This is a genomic window from Cellulomonas sp. WB94 (assembly GCF_003115775.1).
Classification (GTDB): Bacteria; Actinomycetota; Actinomycetes; order Actinomycetales; family Cellulomonadaceae; genus Cellulomonas_A.
The window spans coordinates 288,118-312,433 of sequence record NZ_QEES01000005.1 but is presented as its reverse complement, the minus strand read 5'-3'; the positions used below and the strand labels follow the sequence as shown (position 1 = coordinate 312,433).

Genomic DNA, 24,316 nt, shown 5'->3' with positions numbered 1-24,316 from the left:
CGCTGGTAGCCGTCAGCCGCCGGTCCCCTTGTCACGACGCCGCAGGTACCGCTCGAACTCCTGCGCGATGGCCTCACCGCTCGCCTCGGGCAGGTCGGCGGTGTCCTTCGCCTGCTCGAGCTGGTGCACGTACTCGGCGATCTCGCTGTCCTCGCTCGCGAGCTCGTCGACGCCGGCCTGCCACGCGATCGAGTCGTCGGGCAGGTCGCCGAGCGCGATCGGCTCACCCAGCAGCCCCTCGAGGCGCGTGAGGATCGCCAGCGTGGCCTTGGGCGACGGGGGGTGCGCCACGTAGTGCGGCACGGCGGCCCACAGCGACAGCGCGCGCATGCCGCGGACCTCGGCCTCGTGCTGCAGGACCCCGACGATGCCGGTCGGCCCCTCGTAGGTGTTCGGGTCGACTCCGAGCAGCTCACGCACCGCGGGGTCCTCGCTCGTCGCGGTGACCGGGATCGGGCGGGTGTGGGGCACGTCCGCGAGGAGCGCGCCGACGGTGATGACGGTGTTGACGCCGAGTCCCGCGGCGATGTCGAGCAGCTCCGTGCAGTACCGGCGCCAACGCATCGACGGCTCGATCCCGTGGACCAGCACGACCTGCCGCCCGGACCGTGGTGCCGTCGCGACCGCGACGGCCGTCGTCGGCCAGGTGATCTCACGGCGACCGTCGGGGCCGATGCCGAGCACCGGCCGGTTCACCTGGAAGTCGTGGTACTCCTCGGGGTCCAGCTCGTCGACCTGCTCGGCGCCCCACACCTCGTGGAGGTGCTCGAGGGCCTGGCTCGCTGCGGAGCCCGCATCGTTCCAACCCTCGAAGGCGGCAAGCAGGATCGTCTCCCTCGGGGGGAGCTCGGTCGGCGGGTGCGCCTGCTCGGTCATCCCGTCAGCCTAGGACGCCCACGCACGGGCGGGCAGCGGGACCGCCCCGGCGGGTCGCTCGGTGGCGGCCGGAGGCCCGGCTTTGTCCCTGGTCCGGGCCCGACCGGGGCCCGACCAGGTGCCTGGCCTCGCGGCTCGAGCAGGCACCCGGCCGAGAGGTCACCTGTGCGCGTTCGCCTCGGCCGCCAGGTCCGCGATGTCCTCCTCGCGGACCGGGAAGCCGGGGAACCGGCTCAGGCGGACCAGGGGGATGGCGCGGATCATCGCGCCGTTCTGCGGGTCGAACAACATGTCGGCGACACCGCCGCTCGCGGCCTGGAGCTGAGCCAGGAGGCGCGGCCCCGCGGTGGGGTGGTCGAGCCACGCCGACGCGGTGGAGTCCGGGGCGAGCGCCGGGGTGAGGTCGTCGCCGGGCAGCTCGATCGTGACGGTGCTGCGGATGTCGCGCGAGGACGAGCCGACCCGGATCTCGAACGTGCCGCTCTCCACGACCCAGCGGTGCAGCGACGTGTGCCACCACGAGAACGCGCGAGCATCGAGCTCGATCGTGACGCGCGTGCTCGCACCCGGCTCGAGTGACACCTTGGCGAACCCCTTGAGCTCCTGCTCGGGACGGAACACCTCGCTGTCCGGGTCGGCGACGTAGACCTGCACCGTCTCCTGACCTGCGCGGTCACCGGCGTTGGTCACCGTGACGGAGACCGCGACGGTGGTGTCGACGTCGTCCAGCACCTCGACCTCGACGTCGGAGTAGGTGAACGTCGTGTAGGACAGCCCGTGCCCGAACGGGTAGGCGACGGCCATGCCACGCGAGTCGTACCACCGGTAGCCGATGAGGAGCCCCTCGCCGTAGCGCACCTGCTCGTGCTCGCCGGGGAAGGCCCCGACGGTGGGGTTGTCGACCTGGCGGAGCGGCAGCGTCTCGGCGAGCTTCCCTGAGGGGTTGACGGTGCCGAGGAGGAGGTCGGCGACGGCTGACCCGCCCGCCTGGCCGAGCAGCCAGCCCTCGAGGACCGCCCGGGCGTGGTGCTCCCACGGCATCGCGACGGCGGACCCGTTGGAGAGCACGACGACGACGTTGCTGTTGACCGCGGCGACGGCCTCGAGCAGAGCCACCTGCGGGTCGGGGAGGTCCATGTGGTCGCGGTCGTAGCCCTCGGACTCGTACGACGCGGGCAGGCCGAGGAACAGCAGGACGACGTCCGCGTCGCGGGTTGCCTCGACCGCCTCGGCGACGAGAGCGGGGTCTGCGGCGTCGGACTCGACGACGTAGCCGGCAGCGAAGCTGACCGGTCGGGCGCCTGCCACGGCGCGCGTGAGCGCCGACAGCGCGTCGTCCAGCCGCATCGGGCACACCTGCGAGCTGCCTGCGCCCTGATAGCGGGGAGTGCGAGCGAGCTCGCCGATGACCGCGATGCGGCCGCCTCGGCCGGCGTCCAGCGGCAGCACGCCGCCGTCGTTCTTCAGGAGCACCGCACTGGCCGCCGCGGCCTCACCGGCGAGGGCGTGATGGGCGTCGACGTCGAAGTCGGGCGCGGGCACGAGTGCCGGGAGGGACCGGTTCACCAGCCCGAGGACCCGGCCGGCGGCGCGATCGACATCGGCCTCGTCGAGCGTGCCGTTCGCCACGGCCGCGACGATCGTGCGTGCTCCGGCTCCGCTCGAGGACGGCATCTCGAGGTCGAGCCCGGCGGCGACCGCCAGGTCGCGCTCGTTGACGGCGCCCCAGTCGGACACGACGAGCCCGTCGTAGCCCCACTCGTCCCGGAGCACCTCGGTGAGCAGCCAGTGGTCCTCCGAGGCGTACACCCCGTTGATCTTGTTGTAGGAGCACATGACGGTCCACGGCTGCGCGGTCGCGACGACGTGCTCGAACGCCGGGAGGTAGATCTCGCGCAGGGTCCGCTCGTCGACCTCCGCCGAGACCGTCATGCGGTCGGTCTCCTGGTTGTTGGCGGCGAAGTGCTTGAGCGAGGTGCCCACCCCGCGGGACTGCACCCCGCGCACGACCGACGCGGCCAGCCGGCCGGCGAGGAACGGGTCCTCGGAGAAGTACTCGAAGTTCCGGCCGCACAGCGGCGAGCGCTTCATGTTGACGCCGGGGCCCAGGAGGACGGCGACCTGCTGGGCGCGGCACTCGTCGCCGAGCGCCTCGCCGACGCGATGCAGCAGGTCGACGTCCCACGAGGACGCCAGGCCGGCGGCCGGCGGGAAGCAGGTCGCAGGCACGCTGTCGCCGAGGCCCAGGTGGTCACCGTGCTCGGGCTGCTTGCGCACGCCGTGCGGGCCGTCGGTAACCATGATCGCGGGCACGCCGAGCCGCTCGATCGGCTCGGTGTGCCAGAAGTCCGAGCCGTCGAGCAGGGCGGCCTTCTCCTTGAGGGTGAGGTCCGCGAGGATCGCGGGGATGTCGAGGGCCGGGGGTGCGACCGGGGCGTGCGGATCGATGGTGGTCATGACTCTCCGAAAGCAGTGGTGGGTGCGAGGGGGGCTCAGGAATCCGCGGGTCAGTCGTCGCGGCCGTCGTACCGGACGGTGTCGACGGCGATGAGGCCGTCACGGGCGTACACGCCCAGCACACGGCCGGTGAAGGACGCGGTGACCTCGGCGGAGAGGTAGCGGCCGTCGAGCTCGGCCAGTGCGACGGGTCCGTCGGGACCGTCGTACCCGAGGCGGACGGTGTCCGAGCCCATGTTCTCGAACCCGCTGAACTGGACCGGCACGGTCTCGATCCACAGGGTCAGCGGAGCCTCCGGAGCCGGTGCCGGGGTGCACCACGTCTGCTGAAGGCTCGCGAGGTGGCCCCGCGCGACGATGATGCCGTCCCCCACCTCGATGTCGTAGTGGTGCGCCTCGTCGTAGCGCAGGGTCAGCCCGCCGGTGCCCGCCGTGGCGTCGACGTCGGCGGCCCAGCGCATGCGGTGGTGCGCCTGCCGGAACCCGACGAACTGCGGCCGTGAGCTGGACATGTCGGTGCCGTCGCCGTGCAGGACGAGGTGGCCGGGGCGCTCCGTGAGGTCGGCGACCTCGGCGGGCAGTCGGCGCACCGCGATCCACTCCCCGCCGAGCTCGGCCTCGTCGAACGTGTCCTCGAAGCTGCCCGACGCGGGTGCGGTGAGGATCACGGGCTCAGCGGTGGGCCACCCGTCGACCCAGGTGACGTGCGTGGAGAAGGTCTCGCGACCCATGGGGGAGAACGCGCGGGTCCCGCCCGTGGTGCGCATCCCGAGCAGGACCATGACCCACTCGCCGTCCGGGGTGCGCACGAGGTCGCCGTGCCCGGTGTTCTGGACGGGCCGGCTGGTGCTCCGGGCGGACAGGATGGGGTTCGCCGGGTTGCCCTCGAACGGTCCGTCGGGCCGGCTGCTCCGGGCGATGCTGACCGAGTGGCCACGCTCCGTGCCGCCCTCGGCGATCATGAGGTACCACCAGCCGTCGCGCTGGTAGAGGTGCGGGGCCTCAGGGAACATCAGGCCGGTCCCCGACCACATCGACCGCGGCTCCTCGAGCGCCTTGGCGGCATGGGGATCGATGCGGACCTGCTCGATGCCGTGGTGCGTGCCGAGCTCGTCGCCGACGAGCCGCAGGGCCGAGTACGTCATGTAGCACGTGCCGTCCTCGTCCCAGGCGAGGTCCGGGTCGATGCCGTTGATGCCCTCGACGGGCACGCCGTCGCTCCACGGCCCGGCCGGGTCGGTCGCGCTGAAGAGCATCGTGTTCCGCCCGAGCGCGTCGGTGATCGCGATCCAGAACGTGCCGTCGTGGTACCGGATCGTCGGCGCCCAGGCGCCGCCCCCGGTCGGCACCTGCTCGACGGCGAGCTGCCCGACCCGCTCGGCGACGTGACCGATGAGGGTCCACGTCGACAGGTCTCGGCTGTGGAACACCGGGATGCCGGGCAGGTACTCGAACGTCGAGCAGGCGACGTAGTAGTCCTCGCCCACGCGGACGACGCTGGGGTCCGGGTGGAAGCCGGCGATGGACGGGTTCTTGAGGTCGATCGTCATGAGCTGCTCCGGTCGTCAGAAGGGTGGTCCACGAGGACACGGACGTCCCACGGGCCGAGCCGGATCGTGTGACCGGCGAGCACCGTGGTGTCCGGTGCCAGGACGTCGTCGAGGTCGCGAGGGCAGGTGACGTCGGCCTCGCCCCACGCCCAGTGGTGGAGGAACCAGATGCGGCGCCCGCCCGCAGCCCGTGAGGTCGTCACGCGCACCGAGTCCGGGAGATCGACCCAGTCCTGGGTCACGCGGGTCGGCGTCGCCCACCGCAGGAGCGACGTCGCCAGCGCCTGGTTCGGCACCGTGCCGACGACCGTGATCCGGCCGTCGCCGTGGCGCTGAGTGGTCACCGCCGCCCAGCTGCCGTGGTGCGGGTGGTCGTACCCGACGAGCACGTCGGCGGTCGTGGGCACCAGGTAGTCGCTCCACGCGGTGGCCGCGGCACCCTCGTCGAGACGCAGCTCGGCCGACGCGGATGCCGGGCCGGGTGTCACAGTCACGGGGGAGTGCAGGTTGCTGGACTCCTGGTAGCTGACGCCCGCGGCCGCCGACACGATCGCGGGCTTGACCTCGACGCGAGCGCGGCTCTCCTCGTCGCCGTAGCCCGTGCGGGGTCCGACGACGAGGTGCCCACCCGCGGCCGCGTACGCGACGAGCCACTCCAGCTGGGAGTCCGTCGCGGTGAACTGGCCGACCACGACGAGCACGGGTCGCCGCGCGGCGAACTCCCGCGGGTCCTGAGCCGGTCGGCCGCCCGGGTCCCCGAAGAGCTGGCGCGGGCGGATCGTGTTGACCTGGAGCCCGGCGTCGAACGCTCCCCGGTAGAACGGGAGGGCGAGGCCCCGGTAGGAGTCGGCGTCGCCCCACCCGGTCGCCCCCGGCAGGGGGGACAGGGGGCCGAAGCTCAGCGCCCACTTGGAGTCGCTGTCGTAGAGGAAGGCCACGTCGGCGTCCGGCTCGGCGTCGGTGAGGACCTCCTCGGCGGCGCGGAGCTCGGCTCCGATCCGCGCGATCTCGGCGTAGGCGCGGCCCGGACGACCGTCGTGGGGGAGCACCCCGCCCCAGAACGTCTCGGTGCCGAAGGGCAGCGTGTGCCAGTGCCAGTACTCGACCATCCGGGCCCCGCGGGAGACGAGCGCCCACGCGGACTGCCGCCACTGCCCGTCGTACGCGACCGAGTTGACCGAGCCGTGGCCGATGGACCCGGCATTGGTCTCGGTCACCAGGAACGGCGCCTGGCGCGAGGAGTACATGAGGTCCGCGAGCTGGTAGACGCCCCAGACCCCGCTGACGATCCAGCCCGGCGACATCGGCTCGGTGCTGGGGTAGGTGAGTGCGTCCTGCATCTCGTAGTACGCGTTGCCCGACGCGATCGTCAGCCGGTCGGAGATCCGCTCGTCCTCGACCCCGAGCTGGTCGTACGAGATGCAGGTCGTCACGAACCGTTCGGGGTGGGTCTCGGCGACCTCCTCGCGGACGATGTCCGCCTGCCAGCCGATGTACTCGGTGACGAGCTGCGCCTGGAACCGGCGCCACGCCAGGTCGTACTGGGGCTGCGCGTTGCCGTCCGGCACCCACAGGTCGGCCCAGGTGGACAGGCGGTGCGACCAGTAGACGAGCCCCCACGCCTCGTTGAGCCTCTCCACGGTGCCGTACGTCGCGCGCAGGTGGTCGACGAAGCGCTGGAAGACGCCCGTGTTGTACAGGAGCCGGATACCGGGCTCGTTGTCGACCTGGTAGCCGATGATCGCGGGGTGGTCGAGGTAGCGGCGGATGATCGCGCGGGAGACACGTTCGGCGTAGAAGCGGAACGCAGGGTGCGTGAAGTCCATCTCCTGGCGCGAGCCCCAGCGCATCGGGGTGTTCGTGGCCGTGTCGCCGACGATCTCGGGGTGCAGCCGCGCCATCCACGGCGGCGCGGCGTAGGTCGGGGTGCCGAGGATCACCTGGATCCCGCGGGCGTAGGCGCCGTCGAGGACCGGCTCGAGCCAGTCGAGGTCGAACCTGCCCTCCTCGGGTTCCCAGGTCGACCACACCGACTCGCCGACACGGATCACCGTGAAGCCGGCCTCGACCATGAGGTTGAGGTCGCGGTCCAGCTGCGGCGTGGGCCGGTACTCGTGGTAGTACGCGGCACCGAACAGGACGCCGCTGGGGATCTCTCCCGGGTCGCGCGGGGCGTCGGCGCTCATCGGGCCGGACCCGTCGCGGGGCGGTGGTGGACGTGGCTCGGGGTGCCGTGAAGCGGCCTGTGACAGAGCATCGGTGGTCTCTCCCAGCGCGCCCATCGTCGGGTGCGATCGTCGGGGTCGTCCGCGGGACGACACTGGCTCAGCCGGCTCGGCCGGGCTAGTGGTGTCTATGCCTACACTGCACTCATACGAATAAGCAAGTGTCTTCGTGAGAACGTGCGTGCGAGAGTCAGGCTCTCGCGCTGCCGTTCGCAGCCCGGACCGTCACCGGAAGGATTTGCCAGTGGACCTCAAGCGCATCACGGCTCGCGACGTCGCGGCGCTCGCTGGCGTCTCGCAGAGCACCGTCAGCTACGTGCTGAACGACACGCCGACCCAGTCGATCTCCGCGGCGACGACCGAACGCGTGCTCGCCGCTGCTGCCGAGCTCGGCTACACGCCGTCGGCGGCCGCCCGCGCCCTGCGCCGGGGGACCAGCGAGACGGTCGTCGTCCTCCTGCCGGAGGTCCCGGTGGGCGGGACCATCAGCGCGTTCCTCGAGCAGTTCTCCGACGAGCTGGAGCCGCACGGCCTGACGACCATCTACCGCCGTCAGCGGGCCGACCAGGGCTTGTTGCCCCTGTGGCAGGAGCTCATGCCGGCGGCCGTCGTCAACGTCTTCGCGCTGCCGCTCGCCGACGTCGCGAGGATGGAGGGACGCGGCATCCCGATCATCGGCTCCCACCTGGACCGACCCGAGGACCGCGGCCTCTCGGTGCCGCAGGAGGCCATCGGGCAGATGCAGGTCCGGCACCTCGCCCAGCAGGGCCATGTCCGGATCGGCTACGCGGCCTCCATCGACCCGCGCGTCACGGCCTTCCTCAAGGCTCGCATCGCGGGAGCGCAGCAGGCCTGCCTCGAGCTCGGCCTGCCGGCGCCTGTGGTGCTCGACGTGGCACCCGACGTCGGGCTCGCGGCCGACGCGGTGCGCGTCTGGCGGGCGGGCGCGGAGCCCGTGACCGCCATCTGCGCGTACAACGACGAGGTGGCCTTCGCGGTGATGGCCGGGCTGCGCCGGCTCGCACTCAAGGTTCCGCAGGACGTCGCTCTCATCGGCGTCGACAACGTGCTGTTCGCGCCGTTCGCGGATCCGCCGCTGACCTCGATCGACGTCCACACCGAGCTGCTCGCGCGCCAGCTCGCCCAGATGGTCCTGAGCCGGCTGAACCTCGGCGGACCGGTCCCGGACACCCAGGTCGCGGTGATCGAGCTCGTACCTCGCGCTTCGGCCTGACGGGGGTGGCAACCCCCTGACGTGGGCGAACGCCTCGTCGGGCGGGTGCTGAGAAAAGTGGGACTTGTGCAGTCGTGGCGCGCCATGTACGTTGCTCATACGTCACAGTACCGATACGAATAAGTAGCGGTTTACACCAGCTGTGCGGCGCGTCATCGACGCGATCAATCCCCCGAGCGGCACTGCCGGGCGGGTCTCATCAAGGGAGATGACTCATGCGACGACGCACACTCGCGCTGGGGCTGGTTGGCGCGGTTCTCCTCGCCGCAGGCTGCAGCGGGCAGGGCGGTACCTCGACGGACTCCACCGCAGGTGGGTCGACGTCGGCCCTGATCCTCGGGCAGACCGACATCCCGTCGACGTTCGACATCCAGGGCTACGCCTCGGGTACCAAGACGCAGTACTTCACCGCGGTCTACGACACCCTCCTGCGTCAGGACGGCACGGGCAAGATCGTCCCCGGCCTGGCGACCGAGTGGTCGTACGACGACTCGCGCACCGTGCTGACCCTCACCCTGCACGACGGCATCACCTTCACGGACGGTGCGGCGTTCGACGCCGCCGCGGTCGTCGCGAACATCGACCACTTCCGCCAGTCGAGCACCCCCGACCTGTCGAACGCCGCGTACGTCGCCGGCGAGACCGTCGTCGACCCGACGCACGTCCAGATCACGCTGTCGCAGCCCGACCCGATGATGCTCAACTGGCTCACGCAGCCCCTCGGGTACATGTCGTCGCCGGACTCGTGGGACAACCCGGACGTCGCGACCAACCCGGTCGGCACCGGCCCGTACGTGCTCGACACGAGCGCGACGGTCGTCGGGTCCACGTACGCCTTCAAGAAGAACCCGACGTACTGGGACACCTCGTACACGGTCTACGACACCCTGACGATGAACTACTACGCCGACCAGACGGCGCTCCTCAATGCGCTCCAGGGCGGTCAGGTCGACGCGGCGTCGTGCTCGAACTACTCGGCCCTCAGCCAGGTGCAGTCGGCCGGATATGACGTGAACACCTCCCAGCTCGACTGGCAGGGCCTGATGCTCCTCGACCGCGACGGCGCCATCGACCCCGCGCTCGCCGACGTGCGGGTCCGCCAGGCGATCAACTACGCGATCGACAAGGCGGGCATCCTCACGGCGATCCTGCTCGACCACGGCACCGTGACCAGCCAGATCTTCGGCCCGTCGACCGCCGGGTACGTCAAGGAGCTCGACAGCGCCTACGGCTACGACCCGGCCAAGGCGAAGGAGCTGCTCGCCGCGGCGGGCCACGCGAACGGCCTCACGTTGACGCTGCCGTCCACCGCCGCGATCAACAGCAGCCTGCTGACGACCATCCAGCAGCAGCTGGCCGACGTCGGCATCACCGTGAACTACACGGACGTCGGGACGAACTTCATCTCCGACCTCATGGGCGCCAAGTACTCGGCCTCGTGGATGCAGCTGGCGACGTCGAGCGACTGGCAGACCGCCACGTTCGCGATCACCAAGGACGCGCTGTTCAACCCGTTCAAGACCGAGCGGCCTGAGGTGGACGCGCTGCTCACGACCATCCAGTCCGGGACGGACGAGGCGGCCGGCGCTGCAGCGCAGGAGCTCAACCGGTACATCGTCGAAGAGGCGTGGTTCGCGCCGTTCTACTTCGTCGACAACATCTACGTCAGCAAGCCGGCGGTCAAGGTGACCATGGCGGCCGACATGGTCATCCCGTACATGTACCTCATCCAGCCCAAGGCCTGATCCGGTCGAGGGGGCGGGCGTCAGCCCGCCCCCTCACCACGGCGTCCTCGGAGGAGCCAGCATGGTCAACTTTCTGGTCCGTCGCCTGCTGACGGGCATCGCGATGCTGATCGTCATCAGCACCTTGGCGTTCTCGCTGCTGTACCTGACGGGCACCGACATCGCCCGGAACCTGCTCGGCGACAACGCCTCGGTGCAGGCGGTCGAGCTCCGGGCGCACCAGCTGGGCCTCGACCAGCCGCTGATCAGCCGGTACCTCGACTGGCTCGGCGGCGCCGTGCACGGTGACCTCGGCAAGTCGTGGTTCGGCGGGTCGCCGGTCCTGGACCTGCTCGTCTCCCGCCTCGGCGTGACGCTCTCGCTCGTCGTGATCTCCACGATCATCTCGGCCGTCATCGCCACCGGCCTCGGCGTGTGGGCGGCGGTGCGTCGCGGTGCGGTCGACCGGGTCGTGCAGATCCTGTCCCTCGGTGGCGCCGCCATCCCCAACTACCTCATCGCGCTCGGGCTCGTCACGCTCTTCGCGATCAACCTGGCGTGGTTCGCACCCACCGGGTACACCCGCCCGACCGCGTCCCTCGGCGGCTGGGTCGCCTCGATCACCCTGCCGGTGGTCGCGCTGACGATCGGCTGCATCGCCGGGACCGCCCAGCAGATCCGCAGCGCCATGATCGACGCCCTGCGGCAGGACTACGTCCGGACGCTGCGCAGCCGCGGTCTCTCCGAGCGGAGCGTCGTCTACAAGCACGTGCTGCGCAACGCCGCCGGCCCCGGCCTGTCGGTGCTGGCGCTGCAGTTCGTCGGGCTCCTCGGCGGAGCGGTGATCATCGAGCAGATGTTCGCCGTCCCCGGCCTCGGCTCGCTGTCCGTCTCCAGCACGATCCAGGGCGACATCCCCGTCATCATGGGCGTCGTCGTGATCGTGGCCGTCATCGTGATCGGGGTCAACCTCCTGATCGACGTGGCCCAGGGCTGGCTCAACCCGAAGGCGCGTGTCTCATGAGCGAGCTCACCGCGGCGACCGCTCCGGTCGCCGACCCCACCCGCGCGGTCGACCGCTCCCTCGGGCGACGCCTGCTCAGCGACCCGCTCGCGGCGGTGTCCCTCGGGTTTCTCGTGCTGGTCGCGCTGGCGGCCGTCATCGCCCCGGTGCTCACCCCGCACGCCCCGAACGTCGCGGTGCTGAAGAACGTCCTCGCGGCCCCTGGCAACGGGCACCTCCTGGGCGGCGACAGCGCGGGGCGCGACGTGCTCGCCCGCCTGCTCTACGGCAGCCGCTTCAGCCTCCTCGGGGCGCTGCTCGCGCTCGGTGTCGCGATGGTCGTCGGCGGGGTCAGTGGCCTGGTCGCCGGCTACTTCGGTCGCTGGTTCGACACGTTGTCCTCCGCTGCGGCCAGCGTGCTGATGGCGCTGCCGGGCATGGTCGTCCTGCTCGCGGCGCGGTCGGTCATCGGCACGTCGGCCTGGTGGGCGATGGCGATCTTCGGCATCCTGCTGTCCGCCTCGGTCTTCCGCCTCGTGCGCCACACCGTGCAGTCCGTCCGCAACGAGCTGTACGTGGACGCCGCGCGGGTCTCCGGCCTCAGCGACCTGCGCATCATCTTCCGGCACGTCCTACGGGTCGTCCGGGCGCCCGTCATCATCCAGGCGGCCTCCATCGCGTCCGTCGCGATCGCCATCCAGGCCGGTCTGGAGTTCCTCGGCCTGGGTGACATGAAGATCCCCACCTGGGGCAGCATGCTCAACGACGGGTTCTCCCGCATCTACCAGCAGCCGCTGCTCATCCTGTGGCCGAGCCTGATCATCGCGCTGGTGTGCCTCGCGCTGACCCTCGTGGCGAACTCGCTGCGCGACGCGCTCGAGGGCACATCCAGCCGGCGCACCGCGCCACCGGTTGCCGCACGCCCCGCGGCTGCACCTGCCGCCACGACGTCGGCCGTGACGAGCCCGGCGGCCGCCGCCGAGGGCGAGCACATGCTGCGCGTCGAGCAGCTGCGCATCGGGTACGCCATGGGCGACGGCTCGACCAAGGAGATCGTTCACGGCATCGACCTCGAGCTGCGCCGGGGCGAGGTCCTCGGGCTGATCGGCGAGTCCGGCTCGGGCAAGACCCAGACGGCGTTCGCCGTGATGCGTCTGCTGTCCGAGGGCGGCGGGATCCTCGGCGGCCGCGTGCTGTGGAAGGGCCGCGACCTCGCTTCGCTCCCGGAGCGTGAGATGACGCGGATCCGCGGCAAGGAGATCGCGTACGTGCCGCAGGAGCCGATGAGCAACCTCGACCCGACCTACACGGTCGGCAGCCAGCTGGTGGAGCCCATGCGGATCCACCTCGGGCTGAACAGGGCTCAGGCCCGGACCCGCGCGCTCGAGCTCCTCGGCCGGGTCGGCATCCGCGAGCCGGAGCGCGTGTTCCGTGCCTACCCGCACGAGGTGTCGGGCGGCATGGCGCAGCGCGTGCTCATCGCGGGCGCGATCAGCTGCGAGCCCGAGCTGCTGATCGCCGACGAGCCGACCACGGCCCTGGACGTCACCGTCCAGGCCGACATCCTCGACCTGCTGCGTGACCTGCAGGCCGAGCTGCACATGGGCGTGCTGCTCGTCACGCACAACTTCGGGGTCGTGGCCGACCTGTGCGACCGCGTCGCGGTCATGCGCGAGGGGCTGATCGTCGAGCGCGGCACGACGCGGGACATCTTCGCCCACCACGACCACCCGTACACGACCCAGCTGTTCGACGCGATCCTCACCCCGGACAACGTCCGTCAGCCGTACCACGCGCCCGCCGGCCACGTGGCCCGCACCAGCGAGAGGACCCTGTGATGGCCGAGCTGCTTCTCGACGTGCGGGACGTGGTCGTCGAGTTCCCGGGGAAGGGCCTGCGCGGCAAGCCGTTCCGGGCACTCAAGGGCGTGAGCCTGGACATCCGAGCCGGTGAGTGCGTGGGCCTGGTGGGGGAGTCCGGCTCGGGCAAGACCACCCTGGGGCGCGCGGTGCTCGGCCTGGCGCCGGTGACGTCCGGCTCCATCCGCTTCGACGGGCACGAGATCGGCTCGCTGCACGGCCGTGCACGGCGCCGCCTCGGCAGCGACATCCAGGTCGTCTTCCAGGACCCGTACACGTCGCTGAACCCGTCGATGACCATCGGCGACATCCTCGCCGAGCCGCTCACCGCTCGGAACGTGACCCGGAAGGCGGCCCGCGACCGGGTCGCCGAGCTGCTCGACCAGGTGCGGCTGCCCAGCGATGCGGTGCGGCGCCTCCCTCGGGAGTTCAGCGGTGGTCAGCGTCAGCGTGTCGCCATCGCCCGGGCCCTGGCGCTCGACCCTCGCCTGATCATCTGTGACGAGCCGGTGTCGGCGCTCGACCTGTCGACCCAGGCGCGAGTCCTCGACCTGTTCGTGGAGATCCAGCAGCGCACCGGCGTCGCCTACCTGTTCGTCACCCACGACCTCGAGGTCGTGCGGCACGTCAGCCACCGGGTCGCCGTGATGCACCAGGGGGAGATCGTCGAACGCGGCGAGACCACCGTCGTGACGTCGGCACCCGAGCACCCCTACACCCAGCGGCTCTGGATGGCCTCGCCCGTCCCGGACCCGATCGCGCAGGCCCAGCGGCGTGCTGACCGCCGACGGCTGCTCGTGGCGCAGGCGGCGCAGGACGAGCAGGCGGGGGCGGTCGCCTGACGGTCCCGCTCTGTGGGGGTGGCGTAATCTTCGGTGCGTGGCTTGCTGCACGGCGTCGGCATGCACGGCGACGACAGGAGTGCAGCGTGACCGAGAGGTCTGACAGCATCTCCGCGGGTCACCCCGCGCACCGCGACGACAGCCTGCCCGCCGCCGTCCTGTGGGACATGGACGGCACGCTCATCGACACCGAGCCGTACTGGATGAGCGCGGAGACCGAGCTCGTCGAGGCGCACGGCGGGATCTGGACGCGCGAGGACGGTCTCGCCATGATCGGCAGGCCGATGTCGGCGTGCACCGCGGAGCTGCGATCGCGCGGGGTGGACCTGCGCGACGACGAGATCCGCGACTTCTTGCACAGTCGGGTCGCCGCCGGCGTCGCGTCGGGTGTGCCGTGGCAGGCGGGCGCCGAGGACCTGCTCTCGGCACTGGCGGCCGCAGGTGTGCCGCTCGCGCTGGTGACCTCGTCGTTCGCCGTCCTCGCCGATCCGTTCGCCCGCATGGTGGGGCTCTTCGACGTGGTCGTGAGCGGCGACGAGGTGCGTCACAACAAGCCACACCCTGAGCCCTACCTGACGGCGGCCGAGCGGTTGGGCGTGGACATCGCACGATGCGTCGCGATCGAGGACTCGGCGTCGGGGCTCGCCTCGGCAGGGTCCGCCGGCGCACGCGTGGTCGCGGTCGAGGTCCTGGTCCCGGTCGTGGCTCCCGTCGGGGTGAGCCGCGTGCGGTCGCTCGAGGCACTCGGTCTGCGCGAGCTGGCCCGGATCGCTGCCGGCGACGTGCTCGACCTCCGCGACGTCGAGGCGACCGCCCGGGGCTGACTCCGGATGCTCCGGCCGGGATGCGGAGGACTCGACCGGGCCGCGGCTAGGCCGTGACCGGAGCTGCGCCGAGGGTCGGGGCGATGCCGATCGCTGCCTCGACGGCCCCGTCGGGCACGGTCGGCGGCACGCCGCCGAACGCCGGGCACACGGCCTTGAACGAGCACCAGTCGCACAGCTTCGACGGCCGAGGACGCCAGTCGCCCGAGCGGGCGGAGTCCTCGATCCCGGCCCAGATCGACCGGACCCGGCTCTCGAACGTGACCATCTCCGGCTCGCTCGGCTCGTGCCGCACGATCTGCCCGTCGCCCAGGTACTCGAGCTGCAGGAGCGTCGGCAGCACGCCGCGCTCGCGCCACAGCACGTAGGCGTAGAACCTCATCTGGAACAGCGCCGAGCTCTCGTAGCCGGCGCGCGGCGAACGGCCCGTCTTGTAGTCGACCACGCGGACAGCGCCGTTCGGTGCCACGTCGACCCGGTCGATGATCCCGCGCAGCTGCGGGCCGCCCTCGAGCTGCGTGCGGACGAACACCTCGCGCTCGCTGGGCTGGAGCCGGTTCGGGTCCTCGAGCCTGAAGTACGTGTCGAGCAGGTCGCGCGCACTGGCGAACCACGCGTCCCACTGCTCCGTGGCATCGAAGAGGTCCAGGTACGCGGGTTGCTCGGTGTGCAGCGTCTGCCATGCGCCCGGCAGCATCTCGACCGCGGCGTCGCGTGTCCGGTCGCCGGCAGGCAGGTCGAAGAGCCGCTCGAGGACCGCATGCACGAGCGTCCCGCGGGCCGCGGCCGCACTGGGCGGCTCGGGCAGCCGGTCGATGACGCGCAGCCGGAACAGCAGGGGGCACCGCAGGAAGTCGTTGGCGCGCGACGGCGACAGGCCGGGTGTCGAGCGTCGGGCGATCCCGGCCGGGACCTCGGCTGCGACCTCGCCGGGCAGGTGGGCACCCGCATCGCCGACGATGTCCTCGACGACCTCCTCGGCAACCTCCTCGAGGACATCAAGGGTCACACCGGCGTCGACGACGTCGTCGGCCACGGGCCCGGCGACGAGCGTCGGGTCCGAGGGGGCGGCGGACGTGCGGCCGCCAAGCGGGTCGGGGAGCGCGGTCGAGGTCACTGCTCGAGCCTAGGTGCCGGGCCTGACACCTGGGCGCGCCACGCGTGCGAGGTGCTCAGGGCGGGCACCTAGGCTGACGCGGTGAGCAGCAGCGGCAGTCGACGTGGTGGCACCAAGGGCTGGGTGATCGGCCGGGCTGCCGGCGCCCCGATCATCCTCGCGCCCAGCTGGCTGCTCGCTGCCGTCGTGCTCACCGCGATCTTCGCGCCGACCGTGCAGGCGCGGGCGCCCCAGCTCGGCGCTCTCACCTACGTCGTCGCGCTCGGGTTCGTCGTCCTGCTCTTCGTGTCCGTCCTCGTCCACGAGCTGGCGCACGGCCTCGTGGCGCGGTCGCGCGGTCAGGTCGTGCACGAGTTCGCGATCACGCTCTGGGGCGGGCACACCGCCTTCGGGGGCGCGGCGCCGACGCCCGGGACGAGCGCACTGGTCGCCGTCGTCGGGCCTGTGGCGAACCTGGTCATCGCGGTCGCGTGCTGGGCGGCCGCCCAGGCCGTGCCCTCCGCCGGCCTCGCCGGACTGCTCCTGTACGCCGGCGCCTTCTCGAACGGCTTCGTGGGGCTCTTCAACCTCATCCCCGGGCTGCCGCTCGACGGCGGCCGGGTGCTCGAGGCCCTCGTCTGGCGCGTCACGGGCGACCGGCACCGCGGCGCGGTCGTCGCCGGCTGGGGTGGGCGGGTCGTGGCCGTGGCCGTCGTCGCCTGGGCGCTCGTGCTGCCGATCCTGGAGGGCACGACCCCGGACCTGTACACGATCGTGTGGACCTTCCTCATCGGCTCGTTCCTGTGGAGCGGTGCGACCAGTGCGATCACGGGCGCCCGGACCGGCCGCGCCGTGTCGGCGATCACCGTCGCCGCGGTCGGGCTGCCGGCGACCGTCGTCGAGGCGCACGCGACGCTGGCCGACGCGGACCGGGCCCGCGGGGCTGCGGGTGTCGACGACGTCGTGGTCCTCGCGCCCGACGGACGACCCGCCGCCTACGTCGACCGTGCCGCGGCGGCCGCCGTGGCCCCCGAGCACCGCGCGAGCACCCCGGTCGTGGCGGTCTCGGTCGTGCTACCCGTCGGGGCCGTCGTGGATGCGTCGCTCGAGGGCGCGGCGCTCGTCCAGGCCGTCGGTCAGACCACCCGGATGTCACCCGTCGTGGTGGCGCTGCTCGGCGGTCGCGTCGTCGCGCTCGTGCGAGCCGTCGACGTCATCGCCGCGCTCCGCTCGTAGGCGCGCCCGAGCTCGCAGGCACTCCTAGACTGGTCGACCGTGACCGACCCCACCCTCGCACCCGAGCCCACCGCAGCCCCGACCGCCACGGGGGCGGAGCAGCGCCGCGGCCCTCTGCGGGTGGGGGACCGGGTCCAGCTGACCGATCCGCGCGGCCGCCTCCACACGATCACGCTCACGCCCGGTGCGTCGTTCCACACCCACAAGGGCTACTTCACGCACGAGCAGCTCATCGGCGCACCCGAAGGCTCGGTCGTGCGCAACACGGCCGGGATCGAGTACCTCGCGGTCCGTCCGCTGCTCGCCGACTTCGTCCTGTCGATGCCGCGCGGCGCCGCAGTCGTCTACCCGAAGGACGCCGGACAGATCGTCGCGATGGCCGACATCTACCCGGGTGCGCGGGTCGTCGAGGCCGGCGTCGGCTCCGGCGCCCTGACCATGTCCCTGCTCCGCGCGGTCGGCGACGCCGGCTCGTTGCACTCGATCGAGCGGCGCGAGGACTTCGCCGCGATCGCCCGCGGCAACGTCGAGGGGTTCTTCGGCGGCCCGCACCCCGCGTGGCAGCTGTCGGTCGGTGACCTCTCCGACGTCCTGCCGGGTGCCGTCGAGCCGGGGTCGGTCGACCGCGTCGTCCTCGACATGCTCGCGCCGTGGGAGAACCTCGACGCGGTCGCGACCGCCTTGTCGCCGGGCGGTGTGCTCATCGCCTACGTCGCCACGACGACGCAGCTGTCGAGGCTCGCCGAGGACCTGCGCTCCGACGGCCGGTACACCGAGCCGTCCGCGTGGGAGTCCCTCGTGCGGGGCTGGCACCTCGAGGGTCTCGCGGTGCGCCCCGAGCACCGCATGATCGGGCACACGGGTTTCCTGCTGACCACGCGACGCCTGGCCGACGGGGTCGACGCCCCGCAGCGCCGTCGTCGCCCCGCGAAGGGTGCCTACCCCGATGCCGAGGGCAACACGGGCGTGGCCGTCGACCCGACGATCGTGTCGTCCGACGTCCGCGTGCTTCCCGACGACGCCTGGTCGGCGGAAGCGCTCGGCGAACGAGCCATCTCGGACAAGAAGATCCGGCGCGTCCGGCGTGACGTCGGCCAGGCTCCCGCGATCGATTGACACGACTGGTTAAGGTCGAGCGAGAGCAGCGCACACCGGCGTGCACCGTGAGCGGCACGGAACGGAGGCACACGCCATGACTGACCCGTCCACGACAGGCCGTGACCTGCAGCGCGAGCTGGCGCTGCTGTCGGCGCGCAACGAGCGCATCACCGAGGCGCTCGTCGCTGCGCGCGACCAGATCATCGAGCTCAAACGTCAGCTGGACGAGCTCGCGAAGCCACCGGGCACCTATGCCACGTTCCTGTCGGCACGTGCCGACGGCACCGTGGACATCATCTCGGCGGGCCGCAAGATGCACGTCGGAGCGAGCCCCACGCTCGACGTGCACCACCTGCGCCCCGGCCAGGAGGTCATGCTCAACGAGGCTCTCACCGTCGTCGAGGCAGGCGGCTACGAGGAGGTCGGCGAGCTCGTCACCGTCAAGGAGCTGCTCGGCACGGGTCGGGCGCTGGTCGTCGGGCGCGGCGACGAGGAACGCGTCGTGCGCTTCTCGGGGCAGCTCCTCGAGGCGTCGGTGCGGATCGGCGACGCATTGACGATCGAGCCGCGGACCGGCTTCGTGTTCGAGCGGATCCCGCGGTCCGAGGTCGAGGACCTCGTGCTCGAGGAGGTCCCGGACATCGACTACTCGGACATCGGTGGGCTCGGGCCGCAGATCGAGACGATCCGCGACGCCGTCGAGCTGCCGTTCCTGCACCCCGAGCTGTTCCGCGAGCACGGCCTCAAGCCGCCCAAGGGCGTGCTGCTGTACGGCCCGCCGGGGTGCGGAAAGACGCTCATCGCCAAGGCCGTCGCGCACTCGCTCGCTGCGACCGCCGCCGCGGCCCGCGGCGAGGATGCCGCGGACGCGCGCAGCTACTTCCTCAACGTCAAGGGCCCGGAGCTGCTCAACAAGTACGTCGGCGAGACCGAGCGGCACATCCGGCTGATCTTCTCCCGCGCTCGCGAGAAGGCGTCGCAGGGGCACCCGGTCGTGGTGTTCTTCGACGAGATGGAGTCCCTGTTCCGGACGCGCGGCACCGGGGTGTCGAGCGACGTGGAGACGACGATCGTGCCCCAGCTGCTCAGCGAGATCGACGGTGTCGAGAAGCTCGAGAACGTCATCGTGATCGGCGCCTCGAACCGTGAGGACATGATCGACCCGGCGATCCTGCGCCCGGGCCGCCTCGACGTGAAGATCAAGATCGAGCGGCCGGATGCCGAGGGTGCGCGGGAGATCTTCGGCAAGTACCTCACCGCGTCGCTGCCGATCCACCCGGACGACATCGCCGAGCACGGTGGAGACGCGGCCGCGGCGGTCGAGGCGATGATCAACCGAGTCGTCGAGCGCATGTACACCGAGAGCGAGGAGAACCGCTTCCTCGAGGTGACCTACGCGAGCGGCGACAAGGAGGTCCTGTACTTCAAGGACTTCAACTCGGGGGCGATGGTTCAGAACATCGTCGACCGCGCCAAGAAGTCCGCCATCAAGGACTTCCTCGCGAGCGGGCAGCGCGGCATCCGCGTCGACCACCTGCTCACGGCCTGCGTCGACGAGTTCAAGGAGAACGAGGACCTGCCGAACACGACCAACCCGGACGACTGGGCGCGGATCTCGGGCAAGAAGGGCGAGCGCATCGTGTTCATCCGCACGATCGTCCAGGACAAGAAGGGCAAGGACGGCTCGCGGACGATCGAGACCGTGACGAGCACCGGGCAGTACCTGTAGCCGCACCTTGCGGACCGACCCAGGCCGCCTCGTGCCTCTCGCCTAGGCTGGCGGCGTGAGCGTGCGCCGCGTGATGGGGATCGAGACCGAGTACGGGGTCCTGCAACCGGGGCGTCCGGGGGCCAACCCGATGCTCCTGTCGAGCCACGTCGTGGCCGTGCACGCGACGGCTCGGGAGAGCGCGCGGTCGCGGGCCCGGTGGGACTACGACGACGAGGACCCCCTGCACGACGCGCGCGGCTTCCGGCTGCAGCGCGCGTCCGCGCACCCCTCGATGCTCACCGACTCCCCGTCGAAGCCCGCACCGTCCGGCGACGGCCCGCAGCTGCTCGCGCGCTCGGGGATCGAGGAGTACGACGACCCCGGTGCCGCGAACGTCGTCCTGACGAACGGTGCACGGCTGTACGTCGACCACGCCCATCCCGAGTACTCGTCGCCCGAGGTCACCGGGCCGCTCGACGGGGTGCGCTGGGACCGGGCCGGGGAGCTCGTCATGCTCGCGTCGGTGCGCGCGCTCGCGTCGACCCTCGCGATGCCCGACGTCGCCCTGTACAAGAACAACGTCGACGGCAAGGGCGCGACGTACGGCACGCACGAGAACTACCTCGTCGACCGCTCGGTTCCGTTCTCCGACCTGGCCGCGCGCCTGACCCCGTTCCTGGTGACCCGCCAGGTCTTCACCGGTGCTGGTCGCGTCGGACTCGGCCAGCGAGGCGAGCTGCCGGGCTTCCAGCTGTCGCAGCGCGCGGACTACATCGAGGCCGAGATCGGGCTCGAGACGACGCTGCGTCGGCCCATCATCAACACGCGCGACGAGCCGCACGCCGACCCGGAGCGCTGGCGGCGCCTGCACGTGATCATCGGCGACGCGAACCTCCTCGAGGTCGCCACGTACCTCAAGCTGGGCACGGCTTCTCTCGTCCTGTGGCTCATCGAGCGCTCGGTCACGGAGGGCGGCGCGGGAGGCGCCCTCGCGGCGATCGACCGGCTCGCGCTGAGTGACCCCGTCGACGCGGTGCACGTCGTGAGTCGCGACGTCGCGCTGACCGCGCGCCTCGAGCTCGTGGACGGCCGCCGGCTCACGGCGCTCGAGATCCAGGGCGAGTACCTCGATGCGGTCAGGTCCGCCCTCGAGCACGCCGGCGGCATCGGGGACGACGAGACCCGCGATGTCCTCGACCGCTGGGCCTCCGTGCTCCAACGGCTCGCGGACGACCCCGCGAGCTGTGCCCGTGAGGTCGAGTGGCTCGCGAAGCTGCGGCTCCTCGAGGGGATGCGGCGGCGCGACCACCTGGCCTGGGACCACCCCCGGCTCGCGGCCGTGGACCTGCAGTGGTCCGACGTCCGTCCGGAGCGGGGGCTGTACCACCGGCTCGTCGAGGCGGGTGCGGTCGAGCTGCTCGTCGCGCGCGAGCTCGTCGAGGCCGCCGTCGTGCACCCGCCGGACGACACGCGCGCGTACTTCCGGGGCGAGGCGATCGCACGCTACGGCGGCCAGATCTCGGCGGCGAGCTGGGACTCGGTGATCTTCGACGTCCCCGGGGCGCCGACCCTGCAGCGGGTGCCGATGCGTGACCCCCTGCGTGGCACGCGCGAGCACGTGGGTGCGCTGCTCGACCGCAGCCCCGATGCGGCGAGCCTGCTCGCGGCACTGGGCGCCTGACCGACGGCGCTGCGCGCGGAGGGTCAGGCACCGCGCGACTGAGGGTCTCGACCGTCAGCGCATGCCGGCCACGAACCGCACCGCCTCCTTGGCCTCGCGTAGCCTGCGCTCGTACGTCAGGCCGAGGCCCAGCAGGATCGCCCCGCCGACCGCGAGCAGCATCCACCACTCGACCACGCGCAGTGCCGCGGCCGAGGCAGGGGACAGCTGGACCAGGGCGAGCGCCATGAGCACCGCGCTGCCGACGGCGAACGGAGCCTGCCACCGGCGCACAGCTCCGACGAGGACGGCGACCACGGCGCCCACGAGCACGAGCAGCAGCCGCCACGCCGTCGGATGGGCCCAGCCGGTCGTGAGCGGCACGACGAGCGTGAGGACGAGCCCGGGCCCGAGCCTGCGCCAGGTCGACCGCAGCCTCACCGCGGCCATGTCGAGCGTGCCCACGACGAGCAGCAGGCAGCCGGCGACCACGATGGGCAGGTCAGCGGGCTCTGGTCCGTCGCGCAGCGTCCATGCGACGGTGACCACCGCCGTGAGAGCGAGCCCGAGGTCGCGACGGGCGCCGCCGGCGCTGAGCGTCCCGCTGATCGCGAGGGCCGCACCCGTCGTCACCACCGCAGCCACCCGGAGGAGACCTGTCGTGGACCCGTCCACCGCGAGCAGGCTCGGGGCCACCGCCACGGTCAGCACCGCGGCCAGCCCCCAGCGGCGCTGACCGGCAGCTCGGGAGCGTGCGGCGTCCGGCCGGGAGCGCACCAGGGCGAGGACCGCGACGCCGATCAGCGCTGCCGCCGGGAGCGACCACGACTCGACCGCGAGCATGCGGGCAGGGTCGGGGCCGCGGACGGCGGAGATCGTCGCCCGGACGCCCGGACCGGCCGCAGCGAGCATCGCGCCGCTCCCGAGGAGCAGGTCTCGGGCTCGGTCCGTGGTGCCCCGCGCGGCGGGGTCATGGCCCACGTCGGCTGCCTCGGGTGCGGGCGGCGCGAGCCGCAGCCCGACGGCGACGAGAACGGCCGCCCCCGCGAGGGCAGCCGGGGTGCGCCAGATGCCGGCTTGGTCGATCGCTGCAGGAGCCAGCAGGAGCGGGCCAGCGAGCGGCCACGGAGCCGTGAGCCACGGCGTCATCAGCCAGGCGGCTGTCGGCGAGTGAGCCGCGACCGCCAACCGGCGCCAGCGGGCCACACCCGCCGCGGTCACGACAGCGCCAAGGATCGCGATCGGGACGTCGGGCGGCAACGGGCTGCGCGCCGCGGCAGCGAGAGCGGCGGCGGCGGCGAGCGTGAGGCCGAGGCTCACGAGCAGCGTCCGGTCGGCCCGGCGGGCCGTGCGCTGACCGGGTGCGAGGCTTGGCCGCTCCGGGGTGCGGGCACCGTGGACCGCCAGCGCACCGCCGATCGCCAGGGGGATCGTCCAGCGGACGAACCCGGCCGGCGTGCCGTCGACCGCGACGAGCGATGGTGTGGCGGCGACCGCTGCGACGAGCCACCAGCCCCAGGTCCGGGGCGAGTACCCCGCCCAGCACCACAGCCGCGTGAGTCGGACCGTCGCCGTCGCGACGACGAGGGCGGCAGCACCCGACCATGCCTCGATGCGTGCGACTCCGAAGCCGGCAAGGTTCGGTGCGGACCCGTCGGACGTGGCGATCGCGGCGCTCAGGGCGTGCCGCGCCGGCCCGAGCACGACCACGAGCAGGCCGATCAGGAGCAGGACGTGAACCGCGTCGATCGAGGCCCGTCGGGACGCTGTCCCGTCGTCCGGCGGGGTCGCAGCTCGCAGGCGGAGACCGATCGCGACGACCAGCGCACCGGCGGCGAGCGTCAGGGCGACGCGAGGGACCCGGCCCGCGAGGGCGCCGTCGAGCAGCGCCGTCGGGACCAGGGCAAGTGCCAAGCCCGCGGCGAGCAGCGGAACGTCGTCCGGTGCGCCGAGTCGCCGCCGCCGAGCTCCGACGACCGTCAGGACGACGCCGGCGGGCACGAGGTAGGCCTCGGGGACACCGACGTCGCCTGCGTGGAGCAGGACCCAGGACGCCGCGGCGCCCAGGACGAGGACTCCCCACCGGGCGGTGCGGCGGTCAGGGTGCAGCGACCACGCACCCGCGGTGATCGCGCCGACGAGCAGCACCAGCGCGAGGGCGCCCGGCCCGACGGCGACGGCGACGACGAGTGCGAGGCCTTCGGTCAGCCAGCCGGTCACCTCCAGGACACGCCGCAGGACGGCGTCCGGCGAGCGGCGAGGCTGTGCGCCGGTGGTGGCCAGCGGGAGTGCCAGGAGAACGCTGGAGGCGCCGATACCGGCGATGCCGGCAGCCAGCCCCGGACCGCCCCGGGCGCCGAGTGCGACGTGCAGGCTCACGACGGCGCCCGTGAGGACGGGGGCGAAGAGGGCTCCTGCGACGCGACGCGCCCGGTCCCCGAGGAGCTCGCCGCCATCGACGAGCACCCCGATGATCGCGACTGAGGCGAGCACCCCGACGAGCACGAGGAACGGCGCCAGAGCGGGGGGGTGACCGGCGCGGCCGGACGCCACGAGTCCGGCTACCCAACCGGCGGCGGCCAGCACGCTCGTCGTCGCGAGCGTCGTGCAGCGGTCGAGGCGTTGCCACCGTGCGTCGGGCGACAGGGCTGCCGGCGCCACCACGACCAGGCCGGCCCCCGCAGCGAGCAGCGCACCGAGCGGGCTGCGCACCCCGGCCGCGGCGAAGCCGACGAGCACGGCGCTCCAGGTCGTGACCACGGCCGCTGCCGCGGCGGCGGCCTGTGCCCGGGTACGGCCGACCAGCCATGGCCGTACGCCGATGGCGAGCGCCGCGATCGCGGCGAGGCTCGCAGCCACGAGCCAGCGTGAGCCGTGCGTGGCAACGAGTGCACCGGGTGCTGCGAGTGCACCCGACGCAC

The 24,316-nt window shown here is 72.2% G+C and carries 16 protein-coding genes; 10 read left to right on the top strand and 6 right to left on the bottom strand.

Translation table 11 applies throughout. From position 1 onward, the window contains the following. Positions 1–12: 12 nt before the first annotated feature. The 4 genes from DDP54_RS16810 to DDP54_RS16795 form a co-directional block, all read right to left on the bottom strand. Entirely contained in the window at positions 13–876 is an 864-nt protein-coding gene (locus tag DDP54_RS16810; RefSeq protein ID WP_109133124.1) for a PAC2 family protein, read from the bottom strand. Between the two features lie 159 nt (positions 877–1,035). Next, entirely contained in the window at positions 1,036–3,333 is a 2,298-nt protein-coding gene (locus DDP54_RS16805; RefSeq protein WP_109133123.1) for a glycoside hydrolase family 3 C-terminal domain-containing protein, read from the bottom strand. 50 nt (positions 3,334–3,383) lie between these two features. Continuing rightward, a complete protein-coding gene (locus DDP54_RS16800; protein WP_197711473.1) occupies positions 3,384–4,883 on the bottom strand; it encodes a glycoside hydrolase family 43 protein in 1,500 nt (499 codons plus the stop codon). Beyond that, the gene (locus DDP54_RS16795; RefSeq protein WP_109133122.1) at positions 4,880–7,069 is read right to left on the bottom strand and encodes a beta-galactosidase; all 2,190 of its coding nucleotides are present in this window, start codon (positions 7,067–7,069) and stop codon (positions 4,880–4,882) included. Before DDP54_RS16795 ends, DDP54_RS16800 begins: the two co-directional genes overlap by 4 nt. Positions 7,070–7,352: 283 nt before the next feature. Here DDP54_RS16795 and DDP54_RS16790 point away from each other — a divergent pair, with 283 nt between their 5' ends. The 6 genes from DDP54_RS16790 to DDP54_RS16765 all read left to right on the top strand — a co-directional run bounded on the left by DDP54_RS16790 (position 7,353) and on the right by DDP54_RS16765 (position 14,594). After that, a complete protein-coding gene (locus tag DDP54_RS16790; protein ID WP_242448550.1) occupies positions 7,353–8,342 on the top strand; it encodes a LacI family DNA-binding transcriptional regulator in 990 nt (329 codons plus the stop codon). 215 nt (positions 8,343–8,557) lie between these two features. Beyond that, positions 8,558–10,087 carry an ABC transporter substrate-binding protein gene (locus DDP54_RS16785; protein ID WP_109133120.1) on the top strand — a complete coding sequence of 510 codons (1,530 nt, stop codon included), beginning with the start codon at positions 8,558–8,560 and terminating at the stop codon, positions 10,085–10,087. Positions 10,088–10,148: 61 nt separating this feature from the next. Continuing rightward, positions 10,149–11,090, top strand: a complete 942-nt coding sequence (locus tag DDP54_RS16780; protein WP_109133119.1) for an ABC transporter permease — start codon at positions 10,149–10,151, stop codon at positions 11,088–11,090. Continuing rightward, a complete protein-coding gene (locus DDP54_RS16775; protein WP_109133118.1) occupies positions 11,087–12,907 on the top strand; it encodes a dipeptide/oligopeptide/nickel ABC transporter permease/ATP-binding protein in 1,821 nt (606 codons plus the stop codon). The genes DDP54_RS16780 and DDP54_RS16775 overlap by 4 nt, the downstream gene beginning before the upstream one ends. After that, a complete protein-coding gene (locus tag DDP54_RS16770) occupies positions 12,907–13,770 on the top strand; it encodes an ATP-binding cassette domain-containing protein (RefSeq protein WP_109133117.1) in 864 nt (287 codons plus the stop codon). The genes DDP54_RS16775 and DDP54_RS16770 overlap by 1 nt, the downstream gene beginning before the upstream one ends. Before the next feature lie 86 nt (positions 13,771–13,856). After that, a complete protein-coding gene (locus tag DDP54_RS16765) occupies positions 13,857–14,594 on the top strand; it encodes an HAD family phosphatase (RefSeq protein WP_242448549.1) in 738 nt (245 codons plus the stop codon). A 46-nt stretch (positions 14,595–14,640) separates the two neighbouring features. Here the strand turns inward: DDP54_RS16765 and DDP54_RS16760 are convergent, their stop codons facing one another. Continuing rightward, entirely contained in the window at positions 14,641–15,531 is an 891-nt protein-coding gene (locus DDP54_RS16760; RefSeq protein ID WP_242448563.1) for a PD-(D/E)XK nuclease family protein, read from the bottom strand. Between the two features lie 261 nt (positions 15,532–15,792). On the opposite strand from DDP54_RS16760, the gene DDP54_RS16755 reads away from it, so the two are divergent. The 4 genes from DDP54_RS16755 to dop all read left to right on the top strand — a co-directional run bounded on the left by DDP54_RS16755 (position 15,793) and on the right by dop (position 21,416). Further along, entirely contained in the window at positions 15,793–16,926 is a 1,134-nt protein-coding gene (locus DDP54_RS16755) for a site-2 protease family protein (protein ID WP_109133116.1), read from the top strand. A 39-nt stretch (positions 16,927–16,965) separates the two neighbouring features. Beyond that, positions 16,966–18,042 carry a tRNA (adenine-N1)-methyltransferase gene (locus tag DDP54_RS16750; protein ID WP_242448548.1) on the top strand — a complete coding sequence of 359 codons (1,077 nt, stop codon included), beginning with the start codon at positions 16,966–16,968 and terminating at the stop codon, positions 18,040–18,042. 76 nt (positions 18,043–18,118) lie between these two features. Further along, positions 18,119–19,753: a proteasome ATPase gene (arc, locus tag DDP54_RS16745; RefSeq protein ID WP_109133115.1), complete on the top strand. Its 1,635-nt coding sequence runs from the start codon at positions 18,119–18,121 to the stop codon at positions 19,751–19,753. Between the two features lie 55 nt (positions 19,754–19,808). After that, positions 19,809–21,416 (top strand): depupylase/deamidase Dop, encoded by a 1,608-nt coding sequence (gene dop / locus DDP54_RS16740; RefSeq protein WP_109133114.1) that lies wholly within the window; start codon positions 19,809–19,811, stop codon positions 21,414–21,416. Between the two features lie 54 nt (positions 21,417–21,470). Here the strand turns inward: dop and DDP54_RS16735 are convergent, their stop codons facing one another. Then, positions 21,471–24,254 (bottom strand): hypothetical protein, encoded by a 2,784-nt coding sequence (locus DDP54_RS16735; RefSeq protein WP_146192466.1) that lies wholly within the window; start codon positions 24,252–24,254, stop codon positions 21,471–21,473. Positions 24,255–24,316: the final 62 nt, after the last annotated feature.